Annotated in this window: 11 protein-coding genes; 3 read left to right on the plus strand and 8 right to left on the minus strand. The window is 72.3% G+C overall.

Annotated features, from left to right (window positions below; genetic code table 11):
* Positions 1-30: 30 nt before the first annotated feature.
* Complete coding sequence (locus ACZ3ZD_RS21600) at positions 31-2,544, minus strand: DEAD/DEAH box helicase (protein WP_467399678.1); 2,514 nt, start codon at positions 2,542-2,544, stop codon at positions 31-33.
* A gap of 145 nt (positions 2,545-2,689) precedes the next feature.
* On the opposite strand from ACZ3ZD_RS21600, the gene ACZ3ZD_RS21605 reads away from it, so the two are divergent.
* On the plus strand, positions 2,690-3,484 hold the full coding sequence (locus tag ACZ3ZD_RS21605; protein WP_467399681.1) for a metal-dependent hydrolase: 795 nt from the start codon (positions 2,690-2,692) through the stop codon (positions 3,482-3,484).
* A gap of 14 nt (positions 3,485-3,498) precedes the next feature.
* Here ACZ3ZD_RS21605 and ACZ3ZD_RS21610 read toward each other — a convergent pair whose 3' ends face one another.
* The 4 genes from ACZ3ZD_RS21610 to ACZ3ZD_RS21625 form a co-directional block, all read right to left on the minus strand.
* Positions 3,499-3,762, minus strand: coding sequence for a type B 50S ribosomal protein L31 (locus ACZ3ZD_RS21610; protein ID WP_467399684.1), 264 nt, complete (start codon positions 3,760-3,762; stop codon positions 3,499-3,501).
* A 51-nt stretch (positions 3,763-3,813) separates the two neighbouring features.
* Entirely contained in the window at positions 3,814-4,284 is a 471-nt protein-coding gene (locus ACZ3ZD_RS21615) for a DUF5709 domain-containing protein (RefSeq protein ID WP_467399686.1), read from the minus strand.
* Positions 4,285-4,638: 354 nt separating this feature from the next.
* A complete protein-coding gene (locus tag ACZ3ZD_RS21620; RefSeq protein ID WP_467399689.1) occupies positions 4,639-6,420 on the minus strand; it encodes an ABC transporter ATP-binding protein in 1,782 nt (593 codons plus the stop codon).
* The gene (locus ACZ3ZD_RS21625) at positions 6,417-8,222 is read right to left on the minus strand and encodes an ABC transporter transmembrane domain-containing protein (RefSeq protein ID WP_467399691.1); all 1,806 of its coding nucleotides are present in this window, start codon (positions 8,220-8,222) and stop codon (positions 6,417-6,419) included. Before ACZ3ZD_RS21625 ends, ACZ3ZD_RS21620 begins: the two co-directional genes overlap by 4 nt.
* A gap of 224 nt (positions 8,223-8,446) precedes the next feature.
* On the opposite strand from ACZ3ZD_RS21625, the gene ACZ3ZD_RS21630 reads away from it, so the two are divergent.
* Positions 8,447-9,181, plus strand: coding sequence for a L,D-transpeptidase family protein (locus tag ACZ3ZD_RS21630; RefSeq protein ID WP_467399693.1), 735 nt, complete (start codon positions 8,447-8,449; stop codon positions 9,179-9,181).
* Positions 9,182-9,241: 60 nt separating this feature from the next.
* Here the strand turns inward: ACZ3ZD_RS21630 and ACZ3ZD_RS21635 are convergent, their stop codons facing one another.
* Together ACZ3ZD_RS21635 and ACZ3ZD_RS21640 are read right to left on the minus strand one after the other, a co-directional pair.
* On the minus strand, positions 9,242-11,320 hold the full coding sequence (locus tag ACZ3ZD_RS21635; protein WP_467400185.1) for an N-acetylmuramoyl-L-alanine amidase: 2,079 nt from the start codon (positions 11,318-11,320) through the stop codon (positions 9,242-9,244).
* Positions 11,321-11,602: 282 nt separating this feature from the next.
* A complete protein-coding gene (locus tag ACZ3ZD_RS21640) occupies positions 11,603-13,126 on the minus strand; it encodes a M1 family metallopeptidase (RefSeq protein ID WP_467399695.1) in 1,524 nt (507 codons plus the stop codon).
* A gap of 169 nt (positions 13,127-13,295) precedes the next feature.
* On the opposite strand from ACZ3ZD_RS21640, the gene ACZ3ZD_RS21645 reads away from it, so the two are divergent.
* Positions 13,296-14,906 carry a peptide-N4-asparagine amidase gene (locus ACZ3ZD_RS21645; RefSeq protein WP_467399698.1) on the plus strand — a complete coding sequence of 537 codons (1,611 nt, stop codon included), beginning with the start codon at positions 13,296-13,298 and terminating at the stop codon, positions 14,904-14,906.
* Positions 14,907-14,955: 49 nt separating this feature from the next.
* Here ACZ3ZD_RS21645 and ACZ3ZD_RS21650 read toward each other — a convergent pair whose 3' ends face one another.
* Positions 14,956-15,405 (minus strand): MarR family winged helix-turn-helix transcriptional regulator, encoded by a 450-nt coding sequence (locus ACZ3ZD_RS21650; RefSeq protein WP_467399700.1) that lies wholly within the window; start codon positions 15,403-15,405, stop codon positions 14,956-14,958.
* Between the last annotated feature and the right edge of the window lie 47 nt (positions 15,406-15,452).

Here is a 15,452-nt window from a genome sequence, read left to right on the forward strand (position 1 = left end):
CTCCTTGGCTTGCCACGGACCGCGATCCGCTCACAGCTGACCGACATCGGTGACGCGGACGATGGCGCGGCCCTCGGCGTCGGAGGCCGCGAGGTCGATCTCCGCGCTGATGCCCCAGTCGTGGTCGCCGTTCGGGTCGTCGAAGATCTGGCGGACGCGCCAGAGGCCGTTCTCCGGCTCCTCCTTGATGACCAGCAACTTGGGGCCGCGGGCGTCGGGGCCCGTGCCGAGGTCCTCGTACTCGTCCCAGTACTTGTCCATCGCCTCGCTCCAGGCGTCGGCGTCCCAGCCGGACTCGGCGTCCATCTCGCCGAGTTCCTCGACCTGGTCGAGAGCGGCCAGCTCCACCCGGCGGAACATGGCGTTGCGGACCAGGACCCGGAAGGCGCGGGCGTTGGTGGTGACCGGCTTGACCTCGTCGGCCTTCTCCTGGGCCTCCTCGGCGGTCATCTCCTCCGGGTTGGCGAGCTGCTCCCACTCGTCCAGCAGGCTGGAGTCCACCTGGCGCACCATCTCGCCCAGCCACTCGATCAGGTCCTGCAGGTCCTCGGACTTCAGATCGTCCGGGATGGTGTGGTCGAGGGTCTTGTAGGCGCCGGCGAGGTAGCGCAGCACGATGCCCTCGGTGCGGGCCAGCTCGTAGAAGGACACCAGTTCCGTGAAGGACATCGCCCGCTCGTACATGTCCCGGATCACCGACTTCGGCGACAGCGGGTGGTCACCGACCCACGGGTGGCTCTTGCGGTAGGTGTTGTACGCGTGGAAGAGCAGCTCTTCCAGCGGTTTCGGGTACGTGATGTCCTGGAGGCGCTCCATGCGCTCCTCGTACTCGACACCGTCGGCCTTCATCGCGGCCACGGCCTCGCCACGCGCCTTGTTCTGCTGGGCGGCGAGGATCTGCCGCGGGTCGTCCAGGGTGGACTCGACCACGGAGACCATGTCGAGGGCGTAGGACGGCGACTCGGGATCGAGGAGCTCGAACGCGGCGAGGGCGAACGTGGACAGCGGCTGGTTCAGCGCGAAGTCCTGCTGGAGGTCGACCGTGAGCCGGACGATGCGGCCCTCGGCGTCCGGCTTGTCGAGCTTCTCCACGATGCCGCCGTCCAGCAGGGAGCGGTAGATCGCGATCGCCCGGCGAATGTGCCGCAGCTGCTGCCTGCGCGGCTCGTGGTTGTCCTCCAGGAGGTGGCGCATCGCCTCGAACGCGTTGCCCGGGCGGGCGATCACCGACAGCAGCATCGTGTGCGTCACCCGGAACCGCGAGGTCAGCGGCTCCGGTTCCGACTCGATCAACTTCTGGAAGGTGTTCTCCGTCCAGCCGACAAAGCCCTCCGGCGCCTTCTTGCGGACCACCTTGCGCCGCTTCTTGGGGTCGTCGCCCGCCTTCGCCAGGGCCTTCTCGTTCTCGATGACGTGCTCAGGGGCCTGCGCGACGACCAGACCCGCGGTGTCGAAGCCGGCCCGCCCGGCCCGGCCGGCGATCTGGTGGAACTCCCGGGCCCGCAGCGTGCGCACCCGGCTGCCGTCGTACTTGGTCAGCGCCGTGAACAGCACCGTGCGGATGGGCACGTTGACGCCCACGCCGAGCGTGTCCGTGCCGCAGATGACCTTCAGCAGACCGGCCTGGGCGAGCTTCTCCACCAGGCGCCGGTACTTGGGCAGCATGCCGGCGTGGTGCACGCCGATGCCGTGCCGTACGTAGCGGGAGAGGTTGCGGCCGAACTTGGTGGTGAAGCGGAAGTTGCCGATCAACTCGGCGATCTGGTCCTTCTCCTCCCGCGTGCACATGTTGATGCTCATCAGCGCCTGCGCCCGTTCCACGGCCTGCGCCTGCGTGAAGTGCACGATGTACACCGGGGCCTGCTTGCTGGCCAGCAGGTCGGTGAGCGTCTCGGTGAGCGGCGTCAGCTGGTACTCGTAGGAGAGGGGTACCGGGCGGGTCGCCGAGCGGACCACCGCAGTGGGGCGGCCGGTACGGCGGGTGAGGTCCTTCTCGAAGAAGGACACATCGCCCAAAGTTGCCGACATCAGGATGAACTGCGCCTGAGGCAGCTCCAGCAGCGGGATCTGCCAGGCCCAGCCGCGGTCACCCTCGGCGTAGAAGTGGAACTCGTCCATGACGACCTGGCCGACGTCCGCGTGCCTGCCGTCACGCAGCGCGATCGACGCCAGCACCTCGGCCGTGCAGCAGATGACGGGCGCGTCGGCGTTCACGGACGCGTCGCCGGTGAGCATGCCGACGTTCTCGGTGCCGAAGAGCTTGCACAGCTCGAAGAACTTCTCCGACACCAGTGCCTTGATCGGTGCCGTGTAGAAGGTGACCTCGTCCCGGGCCAGCGCGGCGAAGTGCGCGCCCGCGGCGATCATGCTCTTGCCGGAGCCGGTGGGCGTCGAGACGATCACGTTCGCCCCCGAGACCGCCTCGATCAGCGCCTCCTCCTGGTGGGGATAGAGGGTGAGGCCGCGCTCCTGCGCCCACGACTCGAAGGCTTCGTACAGGGCGTCGGGGTCGGCGGTCGGCGGCAGCTGATCGATGAGGGTCACGCACCCATCTTGCCTGGCCTTGGGCCCGAGCGGGGAATCGGCTGCGGGTGCGAAGATCACGACGGCTACGCTGTGTCGCCGACGCAGCGTCAGCGCACCGGATCAACTGGACAGCGGCGCACGAGGAATGGGGCGGGAAGCGGCCATGATGGGACCAGCACACTCACTGTCGGGGGCCGCGGCCTGGCTGGGCGTCGGCGCCGCAGCCGCTGCGGCCGGGCATCCGATGCCCTGGCCGGTCCTCCTCTCCGGCGCGCTGATCTGCGCCGGCGCCGCGCTCGCCCCGGACCTCGATCACAAGGCGGCCACCATCTCCCGGTCGTTCGGGCCGCTCTCCCGCTGGATCTGCGAGATCGTGGACAAGCTGTCGTACGCGGTCTACAAGGCGACCAGGAAGCAGGGCGACCCGCGCCGCTCCGGCGGGCACCGGACGCTGACGCACACCTGGCTGTGGGCGGTCCTGCTCGGGGCCGGCTGTTCCGTGGCGGCGATCACGGGGGGCCGGTGGGCGGTGCTGGCGATCCTTTTCGTGCACATGGTGCTCGCGATCGAGGGCCTGCTGTGGCGGGCGGCGCGCGGTTCCAGCAGCGATGTCCTGGTCTGGCTGCTGGCGGCGACCAGCGCGTGGATCCTGGCGGGCGTGCTGGACAAGCCGGGCAACGGCTCCGACTGGCTGTTCACCGCGCCGGGGCAGGAGTACCTGTGGCTGGGGCTGCCGATCGTGCTGGGCGCGCTGGTCCACGACATCGGGGACGCGCTGACCGTGTCCGGCTGCCCGATCCTGTGGCCGATCCCGGTGGGCCGCAAGCGCTGGTACCCGCTGGGACCGCCCAAGGCGATGCGGTTCCGGGCGGGCAGCTGGGTCGAGCTGCGGGTGCTCATGCCGTTGTTCATGCTGCTCGGGGGAGTGGGCTGCGCCGCGGCGCTCAACGTGATCTGAGGAAGCCCTCGGGGTCAGGTCGCCTCCCCGGCGTCCGCCGCGCCGTACCGGCGCTCGAAGCGGGCGATACGGCCCTCGGTGTCGACCGTGCGGGCCTTGCCCGTGTAGAAGGGGTGGCTCTCCGAGGAGATCTCCACGTCGATCACCGGGTAGGTCTGGCCGTCGTCCCAGTCGATGGTCTGCTCGCTCCGCGCGGTGGACCGGGTGAGGAAGGCGTAGCCGGCGGCGCGGTCGCGGAAGACGACCGGGTGGTAGTCGGGCTGCTTGTCCTGCTGCATGGCGGCTCCTGGTGCGAGGCGGTCGGGACGGGCCGAGGCACAGGGTCCGGCTCAGCCGGGGAGGGTGTCCTCGTCGACGATGTGCATCGCCGCTTCCTCGGCGGAGGCGGCGGCACCGTCGATACCGACGTCGGTGGCGACGAGGGCGGCCTCCTCGTCCTCGTGCACGCCCTCGTCGGGGGCGACCAGCCGGCCGGAGCGGGAGTCGCCGACCTCGTTGTCGAGGAGTTCCCCGTCGGTGCCGTCGCAATCGCCGATGCCGTCGCCGTCGGGCGCGGCGAGATCCGGCAGCTCCTCGGCGAGCCGCTGGTCGAGGGTCTCGCCCGCCTGGCGTTCGGCCGCCGTCACACCGATGTGTTCCACCGCCCACGGTCGCTCGGGAGGGGACCAGCCGCGGTCGAGGGGGTCGGCGACGCCGTCGAAATCCAGAGTGTCCTCGACGTCGAGCACCCCCGAGTCCTCGCGGATCTCCGCGGGATCGGGCTGGTAGACGTCGTCCCCCCAACCGTCGGAGCTGTCCACGACTACCTCCAGGTGGTGAACACGACCGGGTGCCGCCCCAGCGGACGGCGGGCCGTCGGCACGCAGGTCGCGGGATCACCCGCCGTGAACCTCCTGGTTCCCGGACGCACCCCGAACCGGTGCCGCTCTCCAGCCTTCCACCCCTGCTCGGCACCGCGCAACGCCACGGCTCCGGGCGGGACGGCACGCCCTGCACCGGCCCGGCGCCGGCGGCAGCCTGACGGCTCGGCCACTGCCGGCGGACGGGATCGGTGGATCAGCCCGGCGCGAGGCGCCCGCACCCCTCGGCGAGCGGGGCTGCCCCGGCCGCCTCTCGCCGGTACGACCGCTCGGCCGAGCACCGCCGGCCCGTCCTCACCCGTGCCAGGACCGCCACAGTGCCGCATACGCGCCCTCCGCCGCGACCAGGGCGTCGTGGCTGCCCAGCTCGCTGATGCGGCCGTTCTCCACGACGGCGATCACGTCGGCGTCATGGGCGGTGTGCAGACGGTGGGCGATGGCGACGACCGTGCGGCCGTCGAGGACCCGGGCCAGGGAGCGTTCCAGATGGCGGGCCGCGCGGGGATCGAGCAGCGAGGTCGCCTCGTCCAGGACCAGCGTGTGGGGGTCGGCCAGCACCAGCCGGGCCAGCGCGATCTGCTGGGCCTGCGCCGGGGTGAGCGCCAGGCCGCCGGAGCCCACCTCGGTGTCCAGACCGTCGTCCAGCGCCCGCGCCCACTCGTCCGCGTCGACCGCGCCCAGGGCCGCCCACAGCTCGGCGTCGGCGGCGCCGGTGCGGGCCAGGAGGAGATTGTCGCGCAGGGAGCCCACGAAGACGTGGTGCTCCTGGTTGACGAGGGCGACGTGCGAGCGGACGCGTTCCGCGGGCATCCGGGACAGCTCCGCCCCGCCCAGGGTGACCCGGCCGTCCCGGGGCGCGTAGATCCCGGCGAGCAGCCGGCCCAGGGTGGACTTGCCCGCGCCGGACGGGCCGACCAGGGCGACCCGGGTGCCCGGGGCGACCTCCAGGGAGACCTTGCGCAGCACGTCGACGCCCTCGCGGTAGCCGAAGTGCACCCGGTCGGCGTGCACGACCCGTCCCTCCGGGGTCACCGAGGCGTCCCCGGTCTCCGGCTCGATTTCCCGGACACCGACCAGGCGGGCCAGCGACACCTGGGCGATCTGCACCTCGTCGTACCAGCGCAGGATGAGGTTGACCGGATCGACCAGCATCTGCGCGATGAGCGCCCCGGTGGTCAGCTGGCCCACTCCGATCCAACCGTGCAGGACGAACACACCGCCGATCATCAGGACCGAGCCCAGCACGAGGAGGTGGACGACATTGATCACCGGGAAGAGCACGGAGCGGAGCCAGAGGGTGTAGCGCTCCCACGCGACCCACTGCGCGATCCTCCGCTCGGACAGGGCCACGCGGCGGGCGCCGAGCCGGTGCGCCTCGATGGTGTGGCCCGCGTCCACGGTCTCGGCGAGCGCGGCGGCGACGGCGGCGTACCCGGCGGCCTCCGAGCGGTAGGCGGACGGCGCCCGCTTGAAGTACCAGCGGCAGCCGATCACCAGGACCGGCACGGCGAGCAGCACCGCCGCGGCCAGCGGCGGGGCCGTCACGACCAGCCCGCCGAGCAGCAGCAGCGCCCACACGAAACCGATGGCCAGCTGCGGCACGGCCTCGCGCATGGCGTTGGCCAGGCGGTCGATGTCGGTGGTGATGCGGGAGAGCAGGTCGCCGGTGCCCGCCCGCTCCAGCACGCCCGGCGGCAGTCCGACGGACCGGATGAGGAAGTCCTCGCGCAGGTCGGCCAGCATCCGCTCGCCGAGCATCGCGCCCCGCAGCCGTACCTGTCGTACGAAACCGGCCTGCACGACCAGCGCGAGCACGAACAGCCCGGCGGTCAGGCCCAGGTGGAGCTCCTCGGACCTGTCCGTCACCCGCTCGACCAGATCGCCGAGCAGGTAGGGGCCCACCATGGAGGCGATCACGGCCACCGTGTTGACGGTGATAAGGGTCAGGAACGCCCGCCGGTGCCGGCGGAACAGCTCGGTGACGTAGGCGCGCACGGTCGCGGCGGCGCCGACGGGCAGGGTGGCGGCGGTCGTCGGGGCCGCCGGGTCGTAGGCCGGTGGGGCTACGCCGATCATGCGCTCTCCTCGATCTCTTCCAGCTCCTGGAGCGCGTCCAGCAGGATGCCCTCGTCGTCGGCGGACAGTTCCTCGTCGGTCTCCCGGGTCACCACGGCCCGGTACCGCGGCTCGCTGTCGACCAGGTCGCGGTGCTCACCGACCGCCACGACCTCGCCCTCGTGCACCAGGGCGACCTGGTCCGCGCGGTCCAGCAGCAGCGGGGAGGAGGTGAACACCACGGTCGTCCGCCCCGACCGCAGCCGGCGCAGTCCGTCCGCGATCCGGGCCTCGGTGTGCGAGTCGACCGCGGAGGTCGGTTCGTCGAGCACCAGCACCTCCGGGTCGGTGATCAGCGACCTGGCCAGGGCGAGACGCTGGCGCTGGCCACCGGACAGGGAGCGGCCGCGCTCGGTGATACGGGCGTCCATCGGGTCCGCGGCGTCCAGCGACCCCTGCACGAGGGCGTCCAGCACATCCCCGCACTGTGCCGCGGCCAGCGCGTCCGCGGCCGGTACGGAACCGGAGGCCGGCACGTCGAGCAGGTCGCGCAGGGTGCCGGAGAGCAGCACCGGGTCCTTGTCCTGGACGAGGACGGCGGTCCGGGCGCTGTCGAGGGGGAGTTCGTCCAGGGGTACACCGCCGAGCAGCGCCGACCGGCCCGGCTCCGTCGGGTGGCCGCCCAGCCGCTCGGCCAGCCGGCCGGCCGCGTCCGGGTCACCGCACACCACGGCGGTGAACCGCCCGGCGGAAGCGAGCAGGCCGGTCGCGGGGTCGTACAGGTCACCACCCGGCACTTCGGCCGCACGGACGCCGTGAGTGGCCGTGGACCGCTCCAGCGCCAGCACCCGCGCGGCACGTTTGGCGGAGGGGCGGGAGAAGGAGTACGCCATGGCGATCTCCTCGAAGTGCCGCAGCGGGTAGTTGAGGACCATGACCGCGCTGTAGACGGTGACCAGTTCGCCGACCGTGATCCGGCCCTGCCGGGCCAGGTCGATGCCGTGCCAGACGACGGCGATCAGCAGCAGCCCCGGCAGCAGCACCTGGACGGCGGAGATCAGCGACCACATGCGGGCGCTGCGCACGGCGGCGTGCCGTACCTCCTGGGAGGCCCGGCGGTAGCGGTCGAGGAACAGTTCCTCGCCGCCGATGCCGCGCAGCACCCGCAGCCCGGCGACGGTGTCCGACGCCAGCTCGGTGGCCCGGCCCGCCTTCTCGCGCTGGACGTCGGCGCGACGCGTCGCCCGGGGGAGCAGCGGCAGTACCGAGAGGGCCACGACGGGCAGCCCCACGCCGACGACCACGCCGAGCGCGGGCTGGTACACGAGCAGGCCGACGCAGACGACCACCACGGTCAGCGCGGCGGCCGTGAAACGGGAGACGGCCTCCACGAACCAGCCGATCTTCTCCACGTCGCCGGTGGAGACGGCCACCACCTCACCGGCGGCCACCCGCCGGGTCAGGGCGGAGCCCAGCTGGGCGGCCTTCCGCGCCAGCAGCTGCTGGACACGGGCGGCGGCGGTGATCCAGTTGGTGATGGCGGCCCGGTGCAGGAAGGTGTCGCCGAGCGCGGTGCCCGCACCGCAGAGCAGCATCAGACCACCCGTCAGGGCGAGCCTGCTGCCTGAGCGGTCGATGGCCGCCTGCACGGCGAGGCCGACGCAGAAGGGCAGGGCGGAGACGGAAACGAAGTGCAGCAGGCCCCAGGCGAGCGACTTCAGCTGCCCACCCAGCTGGTTGCGCCAGAGCCACCACAGGAATCGGGGACCCGAACGCGTGTCCGGCACGCCCGGATCGGGATAAGGAAGGTCTTGGATCTGCATGATGTCCCAGTGGCTCGTGTCAAGGGGAGGACAGGGAAGGACGGCAAGGACGGATGGGGGCAGGGGAGCACCCCGGCGGAACGCCGCGGTGAGCGGCAGCAAACCGTGAAAGGTTCGCGTCACGGAGTGGTGGATTTCAAACGGTTTTCCTCGACGGCCCGCGAGATCCGGCTACTTCGGGCGAGGACACGCCATCAGCCGGCGTGCGGTGACAGCATGGCGAGGTGAAGATCGACACCGTGCGGCGCGCGACGGTCGCGGTGGCGACCCTCGGCACCCTCCTCGCGACGCTCTCCGCCTGCGCCACCCCGGCCCCCGTGCACGGCGCGCACGGCCCCCACGGCAGCGACGCTCCCGCGGCCGCCCCACCCGACCCGACCCGCGTCCCGGGCGTCGGCGACCGCCTGTACCGGCGGATCCCCGCCGACTCCCGCCAGATCGTGGCCGTGTACGGCGAGCGGCGGGACTCGCCCGTCTCCCGGGTCGTGCTGTACACGCGGCAGGGCGCCGGCTGGCGCGCGGCGGGCAGCTGGCCCGCGCACAACGGACGCGGTGGCTGGACCACGCACCACCACGAGGGCGACCAGCGCAGCCCGGTCGGCGTGTTCACCCTCACCGACGCGGGCGGTGTGCTCGCCGATCCGGGCACCAGGCTGCCCTACGACCACGAGCGGGACGCCTACGCGCCCCCGCCCGAGTGGGACGAGGCACACCAGCACGACTTCGACTACGTCATCGCCATCGACTACAACCGTGTCAGGGGCACCCCGCCGCGCGACGCCACCCGCCCCTGGGGCGCGGACAGGGGCGGCGGCATCTGGCTCCACATGGACCACGGCAGCGGCACCTCGGCCTGCGTCAGCGTCTCGAGAAAGGCCATGGAGATCCTGCTGCGCACACTGGACCCGGCCGGCCACCCCGTGGTGGTGATGGGGGACAGGGCCACGCTCACGGCCTAGCGAGCGGACACAGCCCCTCTCTCCGATCTCTCCGACGACCGGATCCCGGCTTCGACGACGCTACCGGCCGGCCGAATCCGCCCGGTGCCCCGGCGAGCCCGCCGGCGCCGAGCCGACCACGTCCACATCGCTGGCCCGGACGTAGGCGAGCCGGTGGCCGAACTGGATCTCGTAGTACCGCTCCCGGCCCCACACCACCGGGTTCGGTGTGTCGCTGAACGACTTGGCGGTGTAGGAACTGCCGACGCCGGCCTGGGTGACGTACCGCTGGCCCGCCAGGAAGCCGTACGGCAGCGGGGACGCGGTCGGCTCGTCGATGTCGTCCGGGTAGGCCTCCTCCTCCGGGAGAGCACGCCCGAACACCGGGATCTCGTCCAGGCCCTCCTTGGGCGTGACCATGCGCCCGGCCGCTCCGACGGCGGTCGGCTGCGTCCTGGGGTTCTTGAACCAGCCCTTGTGCCCCTGGAACCAGATCGCCGTCCAGTCGCCGCTGCGGTCGGCGACGGCGAAGGTCTGACCGGCGGAGACGCGCGATCCCAGGTCGTTGACGTCCACCGTGGAAGGATCGCCGTCCGGTTTGCGGCCCGGGTCCTGGATCAGCGGGGACTTCTCGTCCGGCGCGGTGTACAGCCGGACGGCACTGGAGCCGTGCGGCCGACACGGTGAACCACTGCCGGCGCATCCCGTGAACGGCGGTTTGTGCTTGCCGTAGTCCGGCAGGATGGTGACCATGTCGCTGTCGGGTCCCGCCGTGGCGCGCAGCGGTGCGCCGAGGAGGTCGAAGTAGTGCCGCCAGTCCCAGAAGGGGCCCGGGTCGTCGTGCATGTCGGGGATGCTGTCGGCGGTCGGGGCGGGCACGTTGTCGTGGCCGAAGATGTGCTGCCGGTCGAGCGGGATGTCGTAGTTGTTCGCCAGGTACCGCACCAGGCGCGCCGAGGCCCGGTACATCCGCTCCGTGTACCAGGTGCCGGGCTGGGTGAGGAATCCCTCGTGCTCGACGCCGATGGAGCGGGCGTTCACGAACTGGCTGCCGGAGTGCCAGGCTTCGTCCTTGGTCCTGATGTGCTGGGTGACGTGACCGTCGCTGGACCGGATCGAGTAGTGCCACGAGGACTCCGTCGGGTCCTGCACCGTCTGGAACATGCTCGCCAGGCTCGCCTCGGTGTCGTGGATGACGATGTACTCGATCGGCTGGTCCCTGGGCCGGTCGGCCAGGTCGTGGTTGCCGTAGTCGCTGTCGCCGATCTCCTCGTACGGCGCGCCGAGCCAGTCACAGGCCAGTTCGGGAGGGCACTCGACCTGTTTCGGCCGCTGCGGGCCCTGCGCGCGGGGTGCGCGCGGGTGCGGTTGCAGGCTGGGGGTGGCGGGCAGGGTGACGTCCTGCCCCTCGGCGGTGGTGCGGTGCGCGCCCCGGCGGATCAGGGCGAAGACGTCGTCGGCGTACGCCGCGGCTGACGCGACGTCACGGGTGCCCGGGAAGCGCGCCACCGTCTCCCACCAGTCCGCCGGGTTGTTGCTCAGCGGCTTGCCGAGCTGTCGCTGCGTGGCGGCCAGCAGCGCCGCTCCACCGCGTACGTTGGCGACGGCGTCCGTGCGCAGCCGTCCGGCCGGGGCCTGGATCAGGCGCGCCGCACGCTGCAAATCCGCCGGCTCCACGGCATGGCCGACCGCTCCCACCGGCCCCGCCGGCAGCCCCGCCGCGCCCGCCGCCGAATCCGCGGACGGTGCCGCGCCCGCCGGCGAACCCCCCGTGCCCGCGGAAGGCCCCGGCGATGTACCGGCAGACGATGCCCCCACCGACGAACCCCCCGCCCCCGCCGACGATGCCTCAGACGGTGCCGCCGACGCGCCCGCAGCCCCCGTCCGCGGTCGCGTCCCGTCGCCGGCCGGTGTGTCGGGGCGGGGCGCCGGCGTGGACGACCGGACGCGTTCGGCGTCCACCAGGTGCATCGGTCCGAAGCCGCCCGTGACGCTGGGCGTGCCCGGGTGCGAGTCCCAGCGCGACTGCATGTAGGACACGCTCATGAGCACGCTGCGCGGCACCTGGAACTCGCGTGCGGCGTCCGTGAAGGCGTCCTGCAGGCGCCGGTCCGCCGCCTCCTCGGCGCCGGACGTCGGGAGGATCAGCAGTGGCGGCAGCAGAGCCGCACCCGCGATCACACAAGCCGTCAGGCGGCATCTCCTGATGGCCGCGGGGACATGTGCAGAAACAATTCTTCTCATCGCAGAGGCTCTCCCAACCACGCTCGCTCGCAACCAGGACAAAGGAGTTGCCCGTGGTGCCACCCCTCGTACGTTTCCGTGCCCCGAGCGCCGTGTCGTGGCGAGCGTCACCGGGGTGGACCAGCGGTACGGCAGAGGCCACCCGGTCGGCGGCAGCGGCTCGGCTGCCTGGGGCAACCAGACGAGCCCGCACGCGGATCACTCCTCGACCGGGTCGACCTGCCAGTCGGGGTGGCCCGGCATGGCCGGGGTGTGCGAGCCGTAGAGCCAGGGGTGCAGGAACGGCGCGAGGTCCTCGCCGGCGACCCGGGACGCGAGCGTGACGAAGTCCCGGGTGCCGGCCGCCCGGCCCCGGTACGCGGTCACCCAGGCGCGCTCGATCCGGTCGAAGGTCGCCTCGCCGACCTTCTCCCGCAGTGCGAACAGCACCAGTGCCGAGCCGTCGTACCGCATCACCTTGAACAGGGTGTCCGCGGTGGGCTCGGCGGGCGCTCCCTCGTCGTGCCGCCACTGGTCGAGCTGCTCGTAGGCCGCCCGCATCGCGGACTCCAGACTCACTCCGCCGTGCTCGTCGGAGTACAGCCGTTCGTAGAAGCGGGCGTGACCCTCGCTCAGCCACAGGTCGGACCAGCGCCGGATGGCGACGCTGTCCCCCGTCCAATGGTGCGTCAGCTCGTGGACGAGGTTGCGCTCGGCGTCGACCCGGTCGCCCAGCAGGTCGTCCCTCGGTACGACGGACAGCGACTGCGTCTCCAGCGCCACCGGCAGGTCGGTGTCGCCGACCAGGACGCCGTAGCGGCGGAAGGGGTAGGGGCCGAGCCGGCGTTCCAGCCAGGCCAGGTGCTCCGGGGTGAGCGAGCGGTACGCCTCGGTGTCCGTGACCAGCTCGTCCGGCACCACGTCCCGCAGGGGCAGTCCGTTCGGGCCGCTGCTGTCGACGAACGTGAACTTCCCGATGGCCAGCTGGACCAGCTGTGCCGCGATCGGCTGCTCGGAGTCGTACGTCCACCGGGTGCGGCCGTCGGCGCGGCGGGTCCTGCCGACGAGCCGGCCGTTGGCCACCGCGCTCAGCCCCGCGGGGGTGGTGATGTGGAAGGTGACCGGCGCCCGCAGGCTCGGGTGGTCGTCGGCGGGGAAGATCATCCGGGCTCCGTCGGGCTGCGCGCAGACGAGGGTGCCGTCGGGGGTGGGGACCCAGCCGTAGTCCTGGATCGCGTCGTCGCGGTGCCGTCCCCGTGTCGGGTCGGCGGTGTAGGTGACGCGGACGGTGAACGCACGGCCGCGCGGGATCGGCCGTGCGGGGGTGAGGACGAGTTCGTCGCCGTCGCGCCGGGCGGTGGCCGGTGCGCCGTCGACGGTGACGCGGTGCAGCGTGTTGCCCGCGAAGTCCAGATCGAAGCGGGACAGGGCCTGGGTGGCGGTGGCGCTGATGGTGGCTCCGGCCTCGAAGGGGGTCCGGGGGGCGCGCCAGTCGAAGTCGAGCGTGTAATGGCGGACGGTGTAGCCGCCGTTGCCGGCGAGCGGCGCGAGCGGGTCGCCGATGCCCGGTGCGCCGGGGGCCGGGGGCGGTCCGGACGAGGCGGCCGGACCGGGTGCGGGCGAGCCGTCGGCCGCGGGCGGAAGCGTGCCGACGAAGACGGCGACACCGGTGACCGCGCTCGCCGTGACGACGGTGAGGACGAGGGCCGTGCGGCGGGAGAGTGGCACCTTTGCGATCTCCATGAACGCACTATGCCAGTAAGATCCGCTTATATCACTGAACGTCCCTGTGCTGGATGCCCCTCCGGGCCGGACAGGGGGCGGACCCGGGGGCGGACAGTGGCCGTCCGCATCGCGCCGATCTGTCGAGGCGTCATTGCGGGCTGGCTGGTCTCCCCGTAGAACACCGGCCATGAGTAGACGCATGGTCATGTCCATGCTCGCCGGAGCGACCCTCCTGGTGAGCGCGTTGTTCGGCACGGGCGCACCGGCGGCCCGAGCCGCCGAGGTGCCGGCCGAGTTCGGCACCGACTGGCACGACCCGGTGACCGCCGCCCCACCCGTCGACCGGCCGCACACCACGTCCTGTCAGGTCACCCTCGCCGACGCGCAGTTCCGCGACTTCACGCCGTACCGGGGCGCGTACACGCCGCCGAAGGGCTGCGGGGACCGCTGGAGCAGGGTCGTCCTGCGCCTCGACGGCAAGGTGAAGGGCCGTCAGTACGACCGGCTGGGCTATCTGCACGTCGGCGGGGTCGAGATCCTGCGCACCTCCACCCCGGAGCCCTCGCCCGACGGCATCGCGTGGCATGTGGAGAAGGACGTCACCCGTTACAGCGACACCTTCCGCCGCTCCGGGGACGTCGAGATGCTGATCGGCAACGTGGTGGACGACACGTACACCGGTGTCATCGACGTCCATGTCACTCTCACCTTCTACGCCGGCCGCTCCGCGAGCCCCGCCCCCGACCGCGTCCTCACCCTCGCCGACACGCCCTCCGGTACGACGCTCACCACGCCGCGCAACAGCGAACGGATCGTCGCCGAGGTGTACGCGACCGGTTCGGGCGGCGGGTGCGAGGAGTTCTGGTACCTGACCGTGGCCGACCCGGCGTCGTACTCGTGCAAGGCCGATCGCGGTCCCTACCGCGAGGTGCAGATCACCGTCGACGGACGGCTCGCCGGCATCGCGGCGCCCTTCCCGCACGTGTGGACGGGCGGCTGGTCCAACCCCTTCCTCTGGTACGTCGTCCCGGCTCCGCGCGCCTTCGACGTCCGGCCCGTCGAGTACGACCTCACGCCGTTCGCCGGTCTCCTCAACGACGGCCGCCCGCACCGCGTCGAGGTGTCCGTCGTCGGCGCGCCCGCGGGCCGGTCGGGCTGGAGCACCCCGGTGAACGTGCTGGTCTGGCGGGACGCGCACCGCGCGCACGTCCCCGGCGCGCTCACCGAGGACACGGCGACCGGCCTGGCCGACTCCTCCGTCCTCACGCCCGGTGCGGTGAACCGGGTGCGGACCGAGGCCGGGCACCGGCTCACGGTCTCCGGATACCTGGACACCTCGCACGGGCGGGTGACCACCACCGTCACCCGCACGCTCGCCAACACCTCGGTCCACCGCTGGACCGACGGCGAGAACACGGACGGCCTCGACGCGGCCTGGACCGACGACGAGGCGGTCAGGACCGCAGGCCACGGCCCCGCGCGGACGGCGCGCACGGACCGGACGTACACCGTGAACGGCAGCACCACCCTCGGCCCGGACGGCCGGCTGCGCACCGTGCTCGCCCTCGGCGACCGGGCCTCCGCGCTGGTCCGCGAGGGCGTCCGGCGCACCGCGTGGTCGCGGCTGGACGACACCTACCGGGGCGACGCGGCCTACACGGTGGACGCCCCGCGCGAGCAGCGGCACGCGGTGGGCACGTCGGCCGAGCGCTACCGCCTCCTCGGCCCGGACGGCTGCTACGACCACTCCCTGACCACCGTCCAGGGGGTGCTGACGGAGGACCGCAGCCGCTGCTGAGACCGGCGGCGGAGTGCATCACCAGGCGCTGCGCGGCGGCCGCCCCTGTTCAGCAGCGCTGGCCGGCGTCTCCGTCGATCAGCGTGTCCAGCAGGACGCCGAGCACCTGGCGCTCCTTCTCCGTCAGGGGCGCCAGTATCTCCTCGGCCGCCGAGCGGCGGGCGCCGCGCAGTTCGCGCAGGGCCGCGCGCCCCGCGTCCGTCAGCTCTATCCGGGTCACGCGCCGGTTCGCCGGATCCGGCACCCGCCGTACCCTGCCGCTCGTCTCCAGCGCGTCCACCAGCGTCGTCACCGCTCGGGGCACGACCTCCAGACGCTCGGCCAGGTCGGCCATGCGCGGCGGCGAGGGGTAGTGCGCGAGCGTGCGCAGCAGCCGGGACTGGGCGGGGGTGATGCCCAGGTCGCGCTGTTCCAGATGGCGTTTCTGGATGCGGTGCACCCGGCGGGTGAGCCGTAGCAACTGCTCGGCGAGCAGGCCGTCCGGATCGGGGGTGGTCATGCGGGAACAATATCAGGATGCCGTTCATTGTGAGTATAGGTAACAAT

The sequence above is a fragment of the Streptomyces sp. NPDC023481 genome (assembly GCF_055560195.1).